The 17,733-nt window shown below is 62.5% G+C and carries 20 protein-coding genes; 15 read left to right on the top strand and 5 right to left on the bottom strand.

Going from position 1 to position 17,733, the window contains the following annotated elements:
* Positions 1 to 10: 10 nt before the first annotated feature.
* The 3 genes from CSZ94_RS01720 (at position 11) to CSZ94_RS01710 (ending at position 2,559) form a co-directional block, all read left to right on the top strand.
* Positions 11 to 1,246, top strand: a complete 1,236-nt coding sequence (locus CSZ94_RS01720; RefSeq protein ID WP_102119892.1) for an MFS transporter — start codon at positions 11 to 13, stop codon at positions 1,244 to 1,246.
* Positions 1,247 to 1,279: 33 nt separating this feature from the next.
* Positions 1,280 to 1,774, top strand: a complete 495-nt coding sequence (gene rraA, locus CSZ94_RS01715; RefSeq protein ID WP_102119891.1) for a ribonuclease E activity regulator RraA — start codon at positions 1,280 to 1,282, stop codon at positions 1,772 to 1,774.
* Positions 1,775 to 1,917: 143 nt separating this feature from the next.
* On the top strand, positions 1,918 to 2,559 hold the full coding sequence (locus CSZ94_RS01710; RefSeq protein ID WP_102119890.1) for a choice-of-anchor C family PEP-CTERM protein: 642 nt from the start codon (positions 1,918 to 1,920) through the stop codon (positions 2,557 to 2,559).
* A gap of 58 nt (positions 2,560 to 2,617) precedes the next feature.
* Here CSZ94_RS01710 and CSZ94_RS01705 read toward each other — a convergent pair whose 3' ends face one another.
* On the bottom strand, positions 2,618 to 3,007 hold the full coding sequence (locus tag CSZ94_RS01705; RefSeq protein WP_102119948.1) for a MerR family transcriptional regulator: 390 nt from the start codon (positions 3,005 to 3,007) through the stop codon (positions 2,618 to 2,620).
* Between the two features lie 81 nt (positions 3,008 to 3,088).
* Here CSZ94_RS01705 and CSZ94_RS01700 point away from each other — a divergent pair, with 81 nt between their 5' ends.
* From CSZ94_RS01700 to CSZ94_RS28420, 4 genes are all read left to right on the top strand, one after another.
* Positions 3,089 to 3,508 (top strand): hypothetical protein, encoded by a 420-nt coding sequence (locus CSZ94_RS01700; protein WP_102119889.1) that lies wholly within the window; start codon positions 3,089 to 3,091, stop codon positions 3,506 to 3,508.
* 78 nt (positions 3,509 to 3,586) lie between these two features.
* Positions 3,587 to 5,431: a DUF4153 domain-containing protein gene (locus CSZ94_RS01695; RefSeq protein WP_258000721.1), complete on the top strand. Its 1,845-nt coding sequence runs from the start codon at positions 3,587 to 3,589 to the stop codon at positions 5,429 to 5,431.
* 240 nt (positions 5,432 to 5,671) lie between these two features.
* Positions 5,672 to 6,400: an alpha/beta fold hydrolase gene (locus CSZ94_RS01690; protein WP_102119888.1), complete on the top strand. Its 729-nt coding sequence runs from the start codon at positions 5,672 to 5,674 to the stop codon at positions 6,398 to 6,400.
* A gap of 349 nt (positions 6,401 to 6,749) precedes the next feature.
* On the top strand, positions 6,750 to 7,145 hold the full coding sequence (locus CSZ94_RS28420) for a VOC family protein (RefSeq protein WP_258000720.1): 396 nt from the start codon (positions 6,750 to 6,752) through the stop codon (positions 7,143 to 7,145).
* Here CSZ94_RS28420 and motA read toward each other — a convergent pair.
* From motA to CSZ94_RS01665, 4 genes are all read right to left on the bottom strand, one after another.
* A complete protein-coding gene (gene motA, locus CSZ94_RS01680) occupies positions 7,034 to 7,897 on the bottom strand; it encodes a flagellar motor stator protein MotA (RefSeq protein ID WP_102119887.1) in 864 nt (287 codons plus the stop codon). The two genes, CSZ94_RS28420 and motA, sit on opposite strands and share 112 nt — an antisense overlap.
* A gap of 131 nt (positions 7,898 to 8,028) precedes the next feature.
* On the bottom strand, positions 8,029 to 8,385 hold the full coding sequence (locus CSZ94_RS01675; RefSeq protein ID WP_102119886.1) for a glyoxalase superfamily protein: 357 nt from the start codon (positions 8,383 to 8,385) through the stop codon (positions 8,029 to 8,031).
* A gap of 135 nt (positions 8,386 to 8,520) precedes the next feature.
* Positions 8,521 to 9,225: a hypothetical protein gene (locus tag CSZ94_RS01670; RefSeq protein WP_102119885.1), complete on the bottom strand. Its 705-nt coding sequence runs from the start codon at positions 9,223 to 9,225 to the stop codon at positions 8,521 to 8,523.
* A gap of 4 nt (positions 9,226 to 9,229) precedes the next feature.
* On the bottom strand, positions 9,230 to 9,739 hold the full coding sequence (locus tag CSZ94_RS01665) for a hypothetical protein (RefSeq protein ID WP_146009711.1): 510 nt from the start codon (positions 9,737 to 9,739) through the stop codon (positions 9,230 to 9,232).
* Positions 9,740 to 9,811: 72 nt separating this feature from the next.
* Here CSZ94_RS01665 and CSZ94_RS01660 point away from each other — a divergent pair, with 72 nt between their 5' ends.
* The 8 genes from CSZ94_RS01660 (at position 9,812) to CSZ94_RS01625 (ending at position 17,727) form a co-directional block, all read left to right on the top strand.
* Positions 9,812 to 10,870 carry an Lnb N-terminal periplasmic domain-containing protein gene (locus CSZ94_RS01660; RefSeq protein ID WP_180977320.1) on the top strand — a complete coding sequence of 353 codons (1,059 nt, stop codon included), beginning with the start codon at positions 9,812 to 9,814 and terminating at the stop codon, positions 10,868 to 10,870.
* An 80-nt stretch (positions 10,871 to 10,950) separates the two neighbouring features.
* Positions 10,951 to 12,213 carry a DEAD/DEAH box helicase gene (locus CSZ94_RS01655; RefSeq protein ID WP_102119883.1) on the top strand — a complete coding sequence of 421 codons (1,263 nt, stop codon included), beginning with the start codon at positions 10,951 to 10,953 and terminating at the stop codon, positions 12,211 to 12,213.
* A gap of 87 nt (positions 12,214 to 12,300) precedes the next feature.
* Complete coding sequence (locus CSZ94_RS01650; protein ID WP_146009710.1) at positions 12,301 to 12,759, top strand: hypothetical protein; 459 nt, start codon at positions 12,301 to 12,303, stop codon at positions 12,757 to 12,759.
* A gap of 154 nt (positions 12,760 to 12,913) precedes the next feature.
* Entirely contained in the window at positions 12,914 to 13,744 is an 831-nt protein-coding gene (locus tag CSZ94_RS01645; RefSeq protein WP_258000719.1) for an ATP-binding response regulator, read from the top strand.
* A gap of 8 nt (positions 13,745 to 13,752) precedes the next feature.
* Positions 13,753 to 14,085, top strand: a complete 333-nt coding sequence (locus CSZ94_RS01640; protein ID WP_146009709.1) for a hypothetical protein — start codon at positions 13,753 to 13,755, stop codon at positions 14,083 to 14,085.
* Positions 14,082 to 14,921, top strand: a complete 840-nt coding sequence (locus tag CSZ94_RS01635) for an HDOD domain-containing protein (RefSeq protein WP_102119880.1) — start codon at positions 14,082 to 14,084, stop codon at positions 14,919 to 14,921. Before CSZ94_RS01640 ends, CSZ94_RS01635 begins: the two co-directional genes overlap by 4 nt.
* A 14-nt stretch (positions 14,922 to 14,935) precedes the next feature.
* Entirely contained in the window at positions 14,936 to 16,399 is a 1,464-nt protein-coding gene (locus CSZ94_RS01630; protein ID WP_102119879.1) for an ATP-binding protein, read from the top strand.
* A 14-nt stretch (positions 16,400 to 16,413) separates the two neighbouring features.
* Positions 16,414 to 17,727: an HD domain-containing phosphohydrolase gene (locus tag CSZ94_RS01625; protein WP_102119944.1), complete on the top strand. Its 1,314-nt coding sequence runs from the start codon at positions 16,414 to 16,416 to the stop codon at positions 17,725 to 17,727.
* Positions 17,728 to 17,733 lie beyond the last annotated feature (6 nt).

The following is a 17,733-nucleotide window of genomic DNA, read 5'->3' as shown; positions in this document are numbered from 1 at the left end:
AGGGTATGACATGATAACAACTAACTCGGCATTCGAACTTCCCACCTTGCGCAGCGATGCACGCGTCATCACCCTGGTGGGGCTGGCGCATGGCGTGTCGCACTTCTACCACCTGATCCTCGCGGCCCTGTTCGTCTGGCTGAAACCCGCTTTCGACCTGTCGTATGCGGAACTGGGCCTGCTGATGACGGTGTTTTTCATCGTCTCGGGCGTGGGGCAGGCGCTGGCCGGCTTTGTCGTCGACCGCTTCGGCGCGCGCGCCGTGTTGTTTTCCGGCATATTCTTGCTGGGCGTGTCGGCGCTGGCCCTGTCCACCGCGCACAGCTATGCGGCGCTGATGCTGGGCGCCATGCTGGCCGGCATGGGCAACAGCGTGTTCCATCCGGCCGACTACACCATACTCAACCAGCGTGTCTCGGCGGCCCGCGTGGCTTACGGCTTTTCCGTGCATGGCATCAGCGGCAATATCGGCTGGGCCCTGGCGCCCCTGTTCATGACGTATGTTGCCACCCATTATGACTGGCGGGTCGCGCTGCAATGCGCGGCCGTGCTGCCGTTCGGCGTGCTGTTGATCCTGTTCCTGAACCGCCGCGCCATCCGTCCCGAGCCTGTCAAACAGGCCGCGCCGGGCCAGGCCACCGGTGGCGAAGGCACGCTGGACTTTTTGCGCCTGCCGGCCGTGTGGATGTGCTTTGCCTTCTTCTTCATTACCGCCATCGCGCTGGGCGGCATCCAGAGCTTTGCCAGCATGGCCCTGGTCAAGCTGTACGGCATGAGCCTGGCGCTGGCCACCAGCGCCTACACGGCGTATATGCTGGCCTCGGCCGTGGGCATGCTGGCCGGTGGGGTGGTGGGCGCGCGCAGCAAGCAGCCGGACCGTAACGTGGCGATCGCCTTTTCCGCCGCCGCCCTGCTGGCCGTGCTGCTGGCCATGGCTGTCGTGCCGGCCTGGGGCGCTGTGGTACTGATGGGCGCCATCGGCCTGACGTCCGGCGTGGCGGGGCCGTCGCGCGACCTGATGATACGCGCGGCAGCGCCCAAGAATGCCACGGGGCGCGTGTATGGCGTCGTATATTCGGGCCTCGACAGCGGCCTGGCCGTGGGCCCGCTGTTCTTTGGCGCGCTGATGGATGGCGACCATCCAGCCCTGTTGTTCGTCTTCATCGGCGTGTTTCAGGCGCTGGCCATCGCCACGGCCGTGGGCGTGGGCGGGAAAACACGTGCCGCAGCGTTGCAAAAGGCATAGAATCGTTGCCATCTGTCACGAAAGGAGCTCCCCATGACCTTTGCCACCACCGACCTGTGCGACGACTATGCAGCCATGCTGGACGATGGCACCCTGGCCGTGCTGCCGCCCGTGTACCGCGCCTTCGGCCAGCGCGTGCGCTTCAGCGCCCCTGCCACCACCTTGCAAGTGTTTGAAGACAATGCGCTCGTGCGCAGCACCCTGGAAACGCCGGGCCAGGGCCATGTGCTGGTGATCGATGGCGGTGGCAGCCTGCGCCGCGCGCTGGTGGGCGGCCAGCTGGGCGTGCTGGCGCAAAACAACGGCTGGAGCGGCATCGTCGTCGATGGCTGCATCCGCGACAGCGAGGAAATCAATGTCTGCCAGATCGGCGTGCGCGCGCTGGCCACGCATCCGCGCAAGAGCAACAAGGCGGGCACGGGCCAGCGCGACGTGCGCGTGCAGATTAGCGGCGTAACCGTGCATCCGGGCGACTGGATTTACGCCGATGCGGACGGCATCCTGGTGGCGCGCCAGGAACTCGATTGAGCCATCGCCCTCCTGTACGGTTGAAAACGTTACAAATTATCCACATTAAATATATTTTTGCAAAGTTCTTTGATTTTCATCATGGCTGAGATATGATTTCACTTAAGGTAACTTTAATGTCAACAAGGCAAGGAAATCAGCTCATGAAAATCGCCACCATCGTAGCAGTTGTCGCCGTGTTTTCTGCAAGTACCGCCAGCGCCAGCACAGTCAATCTGATCACGAATGGCAATTTTGAAACGCTCGCTTCCGGCTACATCTTCGACAGCGGTTTTAAAGTCGTCAACAGCGGTTCATCGGCCATCACGGGCTGGACCGTGGGCGCCAGTTCCGTCGACCTGATCCGCAATGCCTACAATGCCATCGATGGCTACAGCATCGACATGCTGGGCACGCCGGGTCCGGGTTTCCTGTCGCAAAATTTCAGTGTCGTTGCCGGCCAGACGTATAATCTAAGCTTTGACATGGCGCGCAATTCCGGCGGCCCGGCAGGCCAGGGCGTGGCTGTCAATTTCGGCGGCGTGGCAGGCGATTTCTACTCGACCGCCGCCGCGTCGAACACCTTGTACTGCAATACCCTGAGCTTCACGGCCGCCACCACCGGCCTGGCGACCCTGTCGTTTGCCAGCGCCGCCAAGGCTGGCACGCCGTTCGACAATTACTCGGGCGCCGTGATCGACAACGTGTCCGTGATGGCCGCCGTGCCGGAACCGGAAACCTACGCCATGCTGCTCGCTGGCCTGGGCCTGATGGGTTTCCTGCGCCGCCGCAAGGCCGCCAGGTAATTCCGGCTCTGCCCTACGTCAAAACCGCCTGCTGCCATGCACAGGCGGTTTTTTTACTTCAGGCTAAATGAGCTGTATCGGCCTCTCCCCTTAACGGACACGCCGCCGCCTGCGGCCCCAGCCGCCGCGCCAGTTCGCCGCGCAACTGCGTCAATCCATCGATGCGCGCATCGATGTCGCCCAGCTTGCGCGCCAGCGCCGCGCGCAGCAGTTCCGCCGTGGCGGGATCGCCGGCGCTGGCCAGCAGCGGCATGTCGGCCTCGATTTCTGCCAGGGTAAAGCCCAGTTGCTGCGCCGTGCGCAGGTAGCGCAGCCAGTCGGCCGCCTCGGGCGGGTAGTCGCGGTAGCCGTTCGCGCCGCGCCGCGCACGCAGCAAGCCCCGCTTTTCATAGAAGCGCAGCGTATCGCGGCTCAAGCCCGTCGCCTGCGCCATCTCGCCGATTTGCATGGTGGTTTCTTTCATAAAATGCTTGACCATGGAGTGTACTCCAGCCTTGATCATGGACACTTTCCACTGACAGGAGTTGCCATGTTGTCTGTTTCCGCTTTTCGCCGCCTGGTGCGCGCCAGCGCCATTTATGATGTGCTCATGACGGCCGCGTTTGCCACGCCGTGGACGTTTCTGCTGTTGCGCGAGCAACTGAGTGCCCTCAACGTGCGCCTGGGCGGCGTGCCGCTGCCCCTCTTCGTGCCGTTTCACCTGCTCATCAGCAGCTTGCTGGGCAGCGTGGTACTGGTCTGGTCGGCGCTGCGCATTCTTGACCCGCAGCCGCGCTTCGGCCGCTATGACGCGGCGGCGCGCGCCCTGTTTTCCACCTGGATGGCGTGGGCCTTGGTGGTGACGGGCCAGCCCGTGCTGTGGCTGTTCATCGTGCCGGAACTGGCCTGGGGCCTGGCGCAAAGCCTGCCATTGCGTCGCGCCGCAGTTAGGGAAGGGGCGCGGGCGTGAATCGTCGTTGAGATGATTATAATGAAATGTAATAATGGCCGTGCTTTTCAGCAATAAACGAATATTAAGGGAATGACTATGCAGCAAAATGCCGCTGGAAAAAACATGGCCTTGCTCGATCCGGTGGTAGCGCCGCGCATCGCGGTGACGCGCCTGGTGACGGGCCTGCTGCAAGGCTTGCTGCTGTACTGGCTGTACAGCACGGCGCAAGACAAGGTGTGGCCCGCCACGGAAGCCTATCTGCTGGGGCCATTGATGCTGATCAGCTTGCTGCTGCCCATTTTGCTCGTTTCCAGCCTGGGCCATATGTCGGCCAAGCGCATCGGCCTGTGGATGGCGGGTGCTGCCGCCGTGCTGGCCGTGCTGGCCTGGCATGACGTGGCGCGCGGCGCCGAGCATGTCATCTGGGGCAACTACAAGCCGGGCGCGCCGCTGCGCGTGATTTCCGCCCAGCTGTTCGGCTTTTGCGTGGTGGGCTTGTATATCGCCCACGCGCTGGTACTGGCCAGCGCCCAGGACGGCCAGCGCATCGCCCGCTACTCCACGTATTTTGAAATTGCCTGGAAGCTCGGCATCCAGCTGCTGTTTTCCCTGCTGTTCGTGCTGGGCCTGTGGCTGGTGCTGTGGCTGGGCGGGCAATTGTTCCTGCTGATAAAATTGAGTTTCCTGAAAAAATTGCTGGGCCAGGCCTGGTTCGTGATTCCCGTCATCTGCTTCGCCTTTTCGTTCGCCATCCACATCACGGACGTGCGCCCGTCCATCGTGCGCGGCATCCGCACCTTGCTGCTGGTGCTGCTGTCGTGGCTGATGCCGATCGCCGCCGTGCTGGTCTCCGGTTTCCTGCTGACCCTGCCATTCATCGGCTTCGAGCGCCTGTGGGCCACGCGTCATGCGGCGTCCGTGTTGCTGGGCATGGCCGGCGTGCTGGTGGTGCTGATCAATGCCGCCTTCCAGAATGGCGAAGTGGGCCATGGCGTGGCGCGCGGCATCCGCCTGGGCACGCGCCTGGCCTGTCTGCTGCTGCCGTGGGTGGTGGGCATCGCCATCTATGCGCTGACCCTGCGCGTGATGTCGCATGGCTGGACGGCCGACCGCCTGATCGCTGCCGCTTGCCTGCTGGTCGCCACCTGCTACGCCGCCGGTTATGCCTGGGCGGCCGGCAAGTATGGCGACTGGCTGCACCTGATCGCCAACGTCAACGTGGCCACCGCCGGGGTCACCCTGCTGGTACTGTTCGCCCTGTTCTCGCCGCTGGCGGACCCGGCGCGCATTTCCGTGGCCAGCCAGATGGCGCGCCTGGAGAGCGGCAAGGTCGGCGTCGACAAGTTCGATTTCGAATACCTGCGCTTCCAGGGCGCCCGCTATGGGCAGGCAGCCTTGCAGGAGTTGAGCAAACGCACGACGGGCGCCGACGCGGCTATCGTGCGGGCCCGCGCCGAGGCCATGCTCAAGCGCCAGAATCGCCTCGACGAGACGGGCGCGCTGAGCGACGTGTCGATCAACCTGACCCTGCGTCCGGCCACGGCGAAGCTGCCGGACAGTTTCCTGCGCCAGGACTGGACACAAGTGAGCCCGGCCTGGCGTCTGCCTGCCTGCTTGAAGCGGGCAGGGCCTCAGTGCGACGCGTATCTGATGGATTTCGATGGCGATGGCAAAGAGGACGTGCTGCTGATCAGCAATGACCCGCGCGCCTCGTCGGTATTGCTGGCGGAAAAGGACGATGGCAGCTGGACCGCGCGCGGGCAAATCCCCGTGGATGCCCTGCGCTGCAAGCCCCTGCGCGATAAACTGCAGGCGGGCGAGTTCCAGCTGGTGCCGCCGAAAGTGCGCGAGCTGGAAGTCGACGGCCAGCGCGTGCCGATGACTCTATATACGCCAGAGGACGAGGTCAGCTGCCCGGATGAGACGGCGCCGGGCCAGTAAATGGCAGCGAGAGGGCTCAGCGAGCCTGGTTAAGCCTTTTTGTTGCTATTAAGGCAATAATTTCGCGTGCTGAATCATTCGGACCGTCCGCTATCGGCCAAAAGCAGACCTGTTGCGAGGCTACGCCTTAACTCGTCATGTAGTCGTTACATCGCATTCTCATTGTTCGTTGTTCGACTTCAGAGATAATCGTCAGTAACCCAGATTCAGCATCCTCCAAAGGTAGCAAGAAAGGATTCGATGAGCCGTCTCGTTACTATATTTGCACTGATGTTTTGCACACCTATGGCCTTTGCCGCCGTACCAGTGAATATTCACGTTCCACCTGATGTGCAAGCGTGCACTCGTGCGCAGCCATGTCCAGTTGCAATCCTTAGCCCAGGATATGGGCTTTCCGGTTCAGATTACTCATTCGTCACACAAAATCTCAACCGAATGGGTTACTTGGTTGTCGCGTTGCAAGATAGCTCTGGCGGCATGGAGTTAGATCAAGACGCGCCGATTGCGAAGCAACTACGGGCGATGGCCCACGTAACTTCACGGTCAATCTCCACCGTGATCGACGGGACCGCAGTACGCTATCCTCAGTTCGATTGGCGACACTTGCTTCTCGTCGGGCACTCCCTTGGTGGCGACAGTTCCGCTCAGTTTGCCGCTGACAACCCGAGCCGCGTATCGAGCCTTATCAGCCTCGACAACCGTCGGGTCGCGTTGCCTCGCTCAGCAGATATCAACGTCCTGACAATTCGTGCCAGCGACACTACTGCCGACCCCGGTGTATTGCCAAACAAGAAAGAGCGCGACCACTACGGTACATGCATGGTGCACATCAAAGGCTCTCGCCACAAGGATATGCAAGATGCTGGTAGTGAACAATTGAAGGCCAAAATTGTATCCGCCATCGATACTTTCCTCGCTCCAGCGCAGCACCCTAAATACGCTTGCGACCGAGACTCAAAGCTCGAATGATGTTCAGACGATCATTGTTATATTGCAAAGTCCGCTTCGGGACGGAAGTTGCCGATGACAGCAAGCAGCCAGAGGCGGGCTGTCGTAGCAGGTATCGTCGCGCAGACTTGCGCTGACAGCCGCTGTCAGATGATGTAAGGTCTTGACGGGCTGGAGGCTGTCTCAAATAGTAAGAGTTGGAAAGCATGCCAGTCTTGCGTGCATGACATCGATCACGTCGTCTTGCCGTCACTTTTATTGATGTATTAGACGGACTATTTTTTCGCCAGCATGTCGATTTTGTATGCCGTCACCCCTCGCAGGGATGAGGCACCGCTTGCCGATTCCACCTTAATCACAAGGAGGCGCCATGAACAAACAGATCATCCTCAACCTGCCCGTGAAGGACCTGGACAAATCCAAGGCTTTCTTTGCCGCTCTCGGCTTTACCTTCAATCACCGCTTTAGCGGAAAGAATGCGGCGTTCATGAACATCGTCGACGGCGCCATCGATGCCATGCTGACGGCCGAACTCTTCTTCCAGTCCCTGATCGACAAGCCGCTGGCGATATCGATGGCCACCTGTGGAATTTGGTCTGGACGGCGCCGGAAGCCTGAGGCGCCGAACAAGCCGAACAAGCGAAACAGGCCGGATCAGTTCTTCGTGCGCACCTGGCGCACGTGGTTTTCCAGTTCGCTGAATGAGGGGCGTTCTGTGGCGGAAATGACCTTGCGGCCGAATTCCACGGCCAGCGCGGGCGCGTAGCCGTTCAGGCTGGCCAATAAGGTCACTTTCACGCACTGGTACATCTTCGCCGTTTCATGGTGTTTGCGGCGCAGCAAGCTGGCCAGCGGCGCGATGAAGCCGTAGGCCAGCAAAATGCCGATGAAGGTGCCCACCAGCGCCTGGGCGATCAGCACGCCCAGCTCGGCCGGCGGCAAGCCGACGGAGGCCATGGTATGCACCACGCCCATCACGGCGGCCACGATGCCGAAGGCGGGCATGGCGTCGGCCAGCTGCGAAATCGTCTGGATCGGCATCTCCGCATCTTCATGGTGCGTCTCGATCTCGTTATCCATCAGGTTTTCGATCTGGTAAGCGTCCATATTGCCCGACACCATCAGGCGCAAATAATCGGTGATGAATTCCAGGATGTGCTCGTCACCGAGCGTGTACGGGTATTTCACGAAGATGGCGCTGCGGTAGGGATCGTCGATATCGTCCTCGACCGACATCAGGCCTTCCTTGCGGATATTGCTGAGGATTTCATACATCAGTCCCATCAGCTCCATATAGCGCGCCTTCGTGTATTGCGAACCGTGGAACAGGGTGGGCAGGGCGGCGAACGTGGCGCGGATGGCCTTGGCGTCGTTGCCGACAAAGAAGGTACCCAGCGCGGCGCCGCCGATCATCAGCAATTCCAGCGGCTGGAACAGGGCCGCCAGGTGGCCGCCCTGCATGGCGAAGCCGCCGAAGACGGAAAACAGCACGACGAGAAATCCGAGTATGACTAGCAAAACTTACTCCTTCATAATATTGCCATATCGCAATATTGTAGTTTAACCTGATTCGGCTGCCGTGGCCGCTTCCGGCTGCAACTGCTGGCCGAGAAAATTGATAAAAGCGCGCTCTGAGCGGACAATAGGCGTTATTCGCTGCGCTGCCAGAAGCGCAGCCGGTTGCCGAACGGGTCCGCCACTTCCAGGATGCGGCCCCAGTCCTCGTCGCGGATGCCGGGCCGCGCATACGGGTAATCCTTGCCCTGCAGCTCCGCGTGCAGGGCGGCGATGTTGTCGACGGGGATCAGCAGCGCCGCACCGGGCGTGGCGTCGCCGTAGTGCTCGCTCAGGTGCAGCACGAGATTGCCCCGCGTCACCTGCAGGTACAGCGGCGCCGTGGGCACGAAGCGGTGTTCCCAGTCCAGGGTAAAACCGAGGAAATCGAGGTAGAACTCACGCGCCTTGGCTTCGGAGAAGCTGCGCAGGATAGGAATGGGAGCATGCATGGCGGCGCTTTCAACATGGTGGCGATCCCGCCATTCTAAGTAATGCTCGGGAAATTATTGTAAATTTATGAGGAACAGAACCGGATGCGGTGCAAGGCGCCTGCAGCGACGCAGTGCGAGCACTGTTACTTAGCCTCAGGCCGGCACTTGCCGTTTGATCCGCGCGGCGGCGCTGGTCTTCTCCCAGCGGAACAGCCACATGATGATCAGCTTGGTCGTGGCGCTGACGCAGGCGAGTAGCAGCAGGGGCCAGCCGGTTTTCAGCCCCATGACGCAGGCAAAGAAGATGGTGCTGATATCCATCGCCAGGATGAACTGGCTCATTTTCAGCGACACGGCGCCCGTCTTGCCTGAGCGCCAGATTAATCGGATCTGGTGCGCATAGCCCTGCGCCAGCAGCACGGTGACGGCGACGATCAGGCTTTGCGAGATCACGCGCTTTTCATCGGTGAAGGTGGGGTCGAACGCCAGCCCCGCCACCCCCGCGCACAGCAGCAGCGTGCAGGCCAGCAGTGCATTGCGCGATGCCAGGCTGCGCCGGTCGCGGTCGATTTCATACAGGATGGCCAGCGCGATCAGCGAAGCGATCAAGCGGGGCCAGACGATGTAATGGTTGAACGGCGTGATCGAATAGCCGTACACAAAGAACGCGCAATACGCAAGGAAGCTGACGCTGAACTGGTTGAGCGACAGGATGTCCGTCGTCTTGCCGGCGCCGACCCTGGCATCGTGCTTGCGCTGCCAGATTTTTTGCAGTTGGGACCACAGGCCGTACAAGCTGACGACGATGAAGAGGGAGTTGAGGCTGCCGGCGAGGGCGTAGAGCGTTTGATGCTGCAAAGTGTCACCTGAATGTTGTTGTGCTTGTTATAGTTGTTGCTCTGCTGCGATGGATGCGTGCCTCGGCGGCGGCAATCTTGATGCTCAGGTCACTCATGAAAATCAACGCGAGATCCGTGCAGCCTTGGCTCACCTCATGCGATGCGACGCCGTCCATGTCATCGCGCATGGCATTCCACATGAAGCCGATGGAGGACAGGCATTTCTCCCCGTCAACATGCTCATCTTCGCTGGCTTCCCGGATTTTCAGCACCTGCACGCCTGCGCACACCAGTGTCAGCGCCGGGGGCATGGATGGCCTGACCCAGTCGCCGGCACTGCGTACCCAATGCAGCTGCAGTTGCCGTGCAGCGATGCGGTAGTCGATCTGTGTGAATTCGTAATCGTTGTGCAGGTCAAGTTCTTGCCCTTCAAGCAATATTTTGGTTAAACCCTTGAGGATGGAAAAACCATGGAGTTGCATACGCAGGCAGAATTGATTGCAAAAGAAATCATTATGCCATCGAAATAACATCGTGACCTGTCCCAAGATAGGATGGCACGTCCGAAATACTTGCCCATCTTCACTTGCCCTTATAATCAGGGCATGACTTTCTTATCACTGCGTGCCCGCTCCGTGCTGGCCACCCTCGGCAAAATGGCCGTTTCCCTGATTCTTCTGTTGACTGCACTGTGGGGCGCGCTGGCGCTGTGGTACCAGCTGTCCGGCGGCACGGCGGCGCAAGCCATCGGTGCGCTGCTGTGGGGCGCGCTGGGCGTGGCCAGCGTGGTGCTGTGGTGGACGCGCGGCGATTTGCGCGTGCTGCTGCCGTATGCGGCCGGTTTTATCCTGCTGCTCCTGTGGTGGAGCCTGATTACGCCGAAACAGCAGCGCGTGTGGGCCGACGACGTGGCGCGCAATGTCACGGGCACGGTGACGGGCAATTTGGTTACGCTGGACAATGTGCGCAATTTCGACTGGCGCAGCGACGACGATTACACGGTCAAGTGGGAGCAGCGCAGCTACGACCTCGATGAGCTGCGCACGGTGGACACGGCGCTGTCGTACTGGACGGGGCCGTACATTGCGCATACCCTGATCTCGTTCGGCTTTGCCGACGGACGTTTTTTGACGTTTTCCATCGAGATCCGCAAGGAAAAGGGCGAGCGCTTTTCCGCCATCGGTGGCTTTTTCAAGCATTTCGAGACGAGCCTGGTCGCCGCCGACGAGCGCGACATCCTGCGCGTGCGCACGAATGCGCGCGGCGAGGACATGTATCTGTACCGCGTGATGATGCCGAAAGCGGCCATGCGCTCGCTGTTCCTGGCCTACCTTGACGAAGCGCAAGCGCTGAAGGCCAAGCCGCAGTTCTACAATACCCTGACGGCCAACTGCACCACCATCGTCTTCGAGATGGTACGCCGCATCGTGCCGGGCCTGCCGTTCGACTACCGCCTGCTGGCCTCGGGCTACCTGGACCGTTATCTGTTCGACGTCAAGGGCCTGGTGCCCGGCTTGAGCTTCCAGCAGTTGCGTGACGGCGGCCACATCACGGCGCGCGCGCGGGCCGCGAATGACGACGCGGACTTTTCACACGCGATCCGCCACGGCATGCCGGGCTACGATGAAACGGGCCATCCGAAGCTGCAAATGCCCAAGCAGTAAGCGCCTGCTTTATACTGTCGCTATTCCGACCGGCCGCACATTGCGGCCGGTCTCACTTTACGAATATAAGAAGGCCCGCTATGCCATTTTCCTCACTGGGTCTGATTCCCGCCCTGGTCCGCGCCGTTGACAAGGCCGGCTATGCCGCGCCGACGGCCATCCAGGCTGCCGCCATTCCCGCCATCCTGCGCGGCAGCGACGTGCTGGGCGCGGCCCAGACGGGTTCCGGCAAGACGGCCGCCTACGCGCTGCCGCTGTTGCAGGCGCTGATGGCGCCCGCTTCCGGCCCGCGCCAGGTGCGCGCGCTGATCCTCGTGCCCACGCGCGAGCTGGCGGCGCAGGTGGGGCAGACGGTGCACGCGCTGGCCAAGCCGCTGCCCGTCAAATTGAAGATTTCCGTGCTGTTTGGCGGCGTCTCGATCAATCCGCAGATGATGGACTTGCGCGGCGGCGCCGATATCGTCGTCGCCACGCCGGGCCGATTGCTGGACCTGGTGCGGCAAAATGCCGTGAAACTGGGCGGCGTGTCGCTGTGCGTGCTCGACGAAGCCGACCGCCTGCTCGACATGGGCTTTAGCGAGGAAGTCAACGCCATCCTTGCGCTGCTGCCCAAGCAGCGGCAAAACCTGTTCTTTTCCGCCACCTTCCCCGATAGCGTGCAGGCGCTGGCCGACAGCCTGCTCAAGGAACCCGTGCGCATCGAGGTGGCGTCCGAACCGCAGGACCAGCCCGACATCGTGCAGCGCGCCATCACGGTCGACGTGCCGCGCCGCACGCAGCTGCTGCGCTACCTGATCCTGCAGCAGCAGTGGGACAGGGTGCTGGTGTTTGTCGCCACCAAGTACGCGGCCGAACACGTGGCCGACAAGTTGCAGCGCGCGGGCCTGCACGTGGGTGCCTTCCACGGCGAATTCAGCCAGGGCACGCGCAGCCAGCTGCTGGCCGATTTCAAGGCGGGGCGTTTGCAGGTGCTGGTGGCCACCGACGTGGCCGCGCGCGGCATCGACATTGCCGGCTTGCCGGCCGTTGTCAACTATGACTTGCCCCGCTCGGCCGTCGACTACACGCACCGCATCGGCCGCACGGGCCGCGCCGGCGAAAGTGGCACGGCCATCAGTTTTGTGACGGCCGATACGGAAGCGCATTTCCGCCTGATCGAAAACCGCAACGATTTGCGCATCGTGCGCGAAGTGGTGGCCGGTTTCGAACCGACGGAATTGTCCGCGCCCGTGAATCCCGTCACCGATACTGTCAACGGCGGCGTGAAGGGCGCGCGCAAGAGCAAGAAGGATAAATTGCGCGAGGCGGCTGCCCTGGCGCCAAAAGCTGCCGAGGGAAATTAAATCCCCCTTATGTGCGCTGGCCGCTTGAACAGCCAGCCATCCCGGACTAAGATTGTGTTTCTACAAAGCAAGGGGGCGGGAATGCACATGAGATTCATCAAACGCGCGGGCGCACTGGCTTGCGCGCTGGCGCTGGCCGGCTGCGCCGGCATGGGCGGGAAGCATGACGCGAGCGGCATGCAGATGCCGGGCAAAGCGCCGGCCGATGCGGCCGTGGCCGCCACCTGGTATAACCCGCCCAGCGAATTTCCCGGCATTTGCCTGACCCAGTTCAAGGATGGCAGCCTGCGTTTCGACGGCGGCTTCGCTTTTTTCAACCCGGGCCGCTGGACGTATGATGCCGCTACGTCCGAACTGCGCCTGGTACTGGCGCCGACGCCATCGTTGGAACTGGCGCACGCGCAAACGGTGTTGCACAAGAATCTGCTGAGGGTCGAGGCGGCCAGGAACACGCTGGTGTACGCCGTGAAGGCCGATACGCAAGCCATCGGTCTGGGCGGCTTTGTGTTTTACCGCGACACGCCTTGTCCGGCACAGCGCGGATAAGTGCCATGCAGGAACATTTAGTCGTATAATTTCATCAGCGCAAGCTGGCTGCCGCGCAAGATTGTGCCGCGCGGCAGATTCCCGCTCCAGGCAAGCTCCCATATCGCAGTGGCGATGAGAGGATGGTCCGATGGATGTGCACGACGAGCATGGTATGCCAGGGACTGCGGATGCCGTGCGGCAGCCTGCGGTGCAGCAGCGCACCTTGCTGCTGGTCGATGACGAGCCGAATATTCTCGCTTCCCTCAAGCGCCTGCTGCGGCGCGATGGCTACCATATACTCACTGCCAACAGCGGCCAGGAAGGGCTGGATGTGCTGGCCAGCCATGCGGTCGACGTGATCGTTTCGGACCAGCGCATGCCCGGCATGCTGGGCGCCGACTTCCTGCGCAAGGCCAAGCTGCTGTATCCGCAGACCATACGCATCATGCTGTCGGGCTATACCGAGTTGCAGGCCGTCACGGATGCCGTCAACGAGGGTGCCATCTTCAAATTCCTCACCAAGCCCTGGGAAGACCATCAACTGCGCGAACATATCGCCGAAGCCTTTCGTCTGAAGGGCATCGACGACGACAATGTGCGCCTGAATGCCCAGCTGCGCGATGCCAACCAGGCGCTGGCGGCCGCGAATGCGGCCATGCAGGCGCTGCTACGCCAGCAGCAGCACCAGATCAGCCGCGACGAGGTCAGCTTGGGCATCGCGCGCGAATTGCTGCAATTTTTACCTTTGCCCGTGATCGGGCTCGACGAGGATGGCATGATCGCCTTCATCAACGCGGCGGCGGAAAATCTGTTCGAGCGTGGCGCTGCCTTGCTGGGCAACGAGGCCGCGCTGGTGCTGCCGCAGCTGTTCGACGGGCAGGGCGTGCACCGCCTGGCCGCCATCGACGGCCAGCCGTATGCCGTGGCGGTCCATCCCATGGGCTTGCATTCGCGCTCGCGCGGCAGCCTGGTCACCCTGAGTCGTCATGGAGCGGGGACATGATTGAAAGCATGAGTGAAAGCGGAGGCGAGATTTCCATGGAACAGGCGCAGGAAGGCATGGTGCTGGCGCAGGCGCTGAGCGACGCCAGCGGCGCCGTGCTGCTGGCCCGGGGCGCCACCCTGACGGCGGCCAGCCTGACGGCCTTGCGCCGGCGCAATGTGGAACGCTGCCACATCGTCATGGATGCAGTGCCTGACCCGGCTGCGCAAGCGCATGCCGAGCAGGAACGGGTACGCCGCCTGGAACGGCTGGCCGTGCTGTTCCGCACCACGCCGCCCGACTCCGCAGGGGCGCAATTGCTGTCGCTGTTGCAGCGCTACCGGCAAGGGAGCGGGGCATGACACGGCTCAGTTTTGAACATATCATCCGCCAGATACAGGAATTGCCGTCGCTGCCGGTGGTGGTGCTGGAGCTGCTGTCGAGCATGGACCAGGACGATACGGACGTGCATGTGCTGGCGCAAAAGATCGAGCTGGACCAGGCTTTGGCGGCGAAGACCTTGCGCATCGCCAATTCCTCGTTCTACGGCATGCAATCGAAGGTCACCAGCATTCCGCAAGCCGTTTCCGTGCTGGGCTTTCACAGCATCCGCACCGTCGTCACGGCCTGCGCGCTGACGGGCAGCTTCGCGCCGGTGAACGGCGGCTTCGATTTCCAGGCCTTCTGGCGCCATTCGCTGGCCACGGCCATCGCCGCGCGCCTGCTGGCGCCGCATTTGCGCATCAATCCCGAGACCGCCTTCACGGCCGGCCTGCTGCACGACCTGGGCACGCTGGTGCTGGTGACGCGCTTCCCGGCCGAGCACGCGCTCGTGCGCAACTACCGCCAGGCGCATGACTGTCAGATGGCCGACGCGGAACTGGCCGTGATCGGCATTGATCACGCGCAAGTGGGCAGTGCCCTGGCCGCTTACTGGAAGTTTCCCGAGGCGATACAGCAGGCGGTGGCCGACCACCACGCCATCGACCGGCTGGAGGCGGGCAGCTTGCCGCTGGCCGTGCATATGGCCAACGCCGTCGCCCTGGCGCTGGACCTGGCCGGTATCGACAATGCGCTGGTGCCGCCCCTGTCGCCCGCAGTCTGGCGCAGCCTTGCCCTGGACGAGCAAGCCTGGTTGGCGCTGCTGCGGCAAACGGAACACACCTTCGATGAAATGTCGCGCATCATGCTGGCATGAACAGGATAGAGGCCATGGAAACAGACGCAGGGCAGGCGCTGCCCGCCACGCCGGAACGCCGCCAGACCGATTCCATCGCGCTATCGGCATTCTTCGATGGCCATCCCGTGGCCACTTTCGCCATCAACACGGACCATGTGGTGACGCACTGGAACAGCGCTTGCGAACAGCTGCTGGGCTTTACGGCCGCCGAGATGGTCGGCACGCGCGACCACTGGAAGGCGTTCTATCCGCAGCCGCGCGCTTGCCTGGCCGATTTGCTGGTGGCCGACGATATCTCGCTCGGCGAAAATGACCTCTATCTTGGCAAGCTGAAGCGCTCTCCCGTGATCCCTGGCGCTTTCGAGGCCGAGGATTTCTTTGCCGATATCGGCCCCACCGGCCACTGGCTGCACTTCACGGCGGCGCCCCTGCGCGACCGGCAAGGGCGCCTGGTGGGCGCCATCGAAACCCTGCGCGACGTGAGCGAGCGGCGCCTTGCGGAATTGGCGCTGCGCAAGGCGCACGACAACCTGGAACACCTGGTGGCCAAGCGCACGGCCCAGCTGGCCGACATGAACGAGCGCCTGGCCGACGATATCCGCCAGCGCCAGATCGCCGATATGGCGTTGCGCGAGCGTAACCTGGCCCTGACGGAATTGAACAGCAAGCTGTCGCTGGCCCAGCAAAAGCTGCTGCAGTCGGAAAAGCTGGCCTCGATCGGCCAGCTGGCCGCCGGCGTGGCACACGAGATCAACAATCCCATCGGCTATGTATTTTCGAATGTCGGCACCCTGGAAGGCTATCTGGACGACCTGTTCAGCATGCTCGACGCCTACGAGGAAGCCGAGCCGGCCGTCGCCGACCCGGCGGTGGCGGCGCGCCTGCGCGCGTTGCGCGAACAGATCGACCTGGATTTCCTGCGCACCGACATCCCGCTGCTGATGGGCGAGTCGAAGGAGGGTATTTCACGCGTGCGCCGCATCGTGCAGGACCTGAAGGATTTTTCGCGCACGGATGCGCACCAGGAGTGGGTCTGGGCCGACCTGCGCCAGGGCATCGATACCACGCTCAATATCGTGAATAACGAGGTCAAGTACAAGGCCGACGTGGTGCGCGAGTATGGCGACATTCCCGACATCGAATGCCAGCCTTCCGAGCTGAACCAGGTGATCATGAACCTGGTCGTCAATGCGGCCCACGCCATGGGCGAGGCGCGCGGTCGCATCACCCTGCGCACGGGCAGCGACAATGCGACGGAAGTGTGGATCGAGGTCGAGGACACGGGCGGCGGCATCGCGCCCGAACACCTGTCGCGCATCTTCGACCCCTTCTTTACCACCAAGGCCGTCGGCAAGGGCACGGGGCTGGGCCTGTCGCTGGCCTACACCACGGTGCAGAAACACCATGGCCGCATCGACGTGCGCAGCGTCATCCGCCGCGGCACCACCTTCCGCATTACCTTGCCCGTGTGTCAGGCGCAGGCCGTGGCACCATGACTGAACAGGACAACATGAGCACCAGCACCGCGGCCGTGCCGCCGACCATCCTGTGCGTCGACGACGAACCGAATATCCTGTCGTCGCTGCGGCGTTTGTTCCGCCCGCACGGCTATCGCGTGCTGACGGCCGACGGCGGCGCGGCGGGCCTGACCCTGCTTGAGAGCGAGACGGTGGACCTGGTCATCTCCGACATGCGCATGCCGCACATGGATGGCGCGCAGTTCCTGGCCCAGGTGCGCCAGCGCTGGCCCGGCACCATACGCTTGCTGCTGACGGGCTATGCCGACATCCAGTCCATCCTCGACGCCATCAACCAGGGCGAGATTTACCGCTACGTAACCAAGCCCTGGGATGAGAACGATATCGTGCTGGTGGTGCGCCATGCGCTGGAACGGCGCGCGCTGGAACAGGAAAAACTGCGTCTGGAAGCGCTGACGGCCAGCCAGAACGTACAACTGCAGGCGCTTAACGCCAGCCTGGAAGCAAAGGTGGCCACGCGCACGCAGCAGCTGAAACAGTCGCACGACGAGGTGCAGGCGGCCAATGAGCGCTTGAAGGCCACGTTCGTGACGACCATCAAGGTGTTTTCCAACCTGATCGAGATGCGCGGCGGCAAGCTGGTCGGCCATGCGCGGCGGGTGGCGGACCTGGCGCGCAAGCTGGCCCAGGCGATGGGCCTGGAAGGGCAGGAGGCGCGCGACGTGTTCATCGCGGCCCTGCTCAAGGATATCGGCAAGCTCAGCCTGAGTGACGATGTGCTGGAATTGCCTGCCAGCGCCTGGACGGGCGAGCAGCTGGCCGCGTTCCGCAAGCATCCGCTGCGCGCGGAACAGTTGCTGATGGCGCTGGACGAGCTGCGCGCCGTCTCCGTGATCCTGCGCTCGCAACTGGAGCGTTTCGACGGTGGCGGCTTTCCCGATGCCATGGTGGGCCTGGCCATTCCGCTGGGCGCGCGCATCCTGGCATTGGCGTCGGACTATGACGGCTTGCAGATCGGTGCCATGGTACAGCGCAACCTGCGCGCCGAAGAGGCCCGCACCCTGATCTACGACAGCGTCGGCAAGCGCTATGACCCCGCCGTGGTGGCCGCTTTCCGCAGCATCATGGAGGAGACGGAACCGCCGGCGCGCGACCTGACCGTGCTGTCGGGCGAGCTGGAACCGGGCATGGTGCTGTCGCGCGACCTGATCAGCCGCGATGGCCTGATGCTGCTGGCGGCCGAACACGTGCTGACGGCCCGCGTGATCGCCCAGCTGCTCGATTTCGAAGGCAAGAATGGCGGCCGCCTCAGCATCCGCGTGTACGCGCCCTTGAAGGAATGCTAGGGCGGG

The organism is Janthinobacterium sp. ROICE36 (assembly GCF_002869965.1).
GTDB lineage: Bacteria > Pseudomonadota > Gammaproteobacteria > Burkholderiales > Burkholderiaceae_D > Janthinobacterium.
The sequence above is the reverse complement of the archived record's forward strand: the minus strand, read 5'-3'. Positions and strand labels throughout refer to the sequence as shown.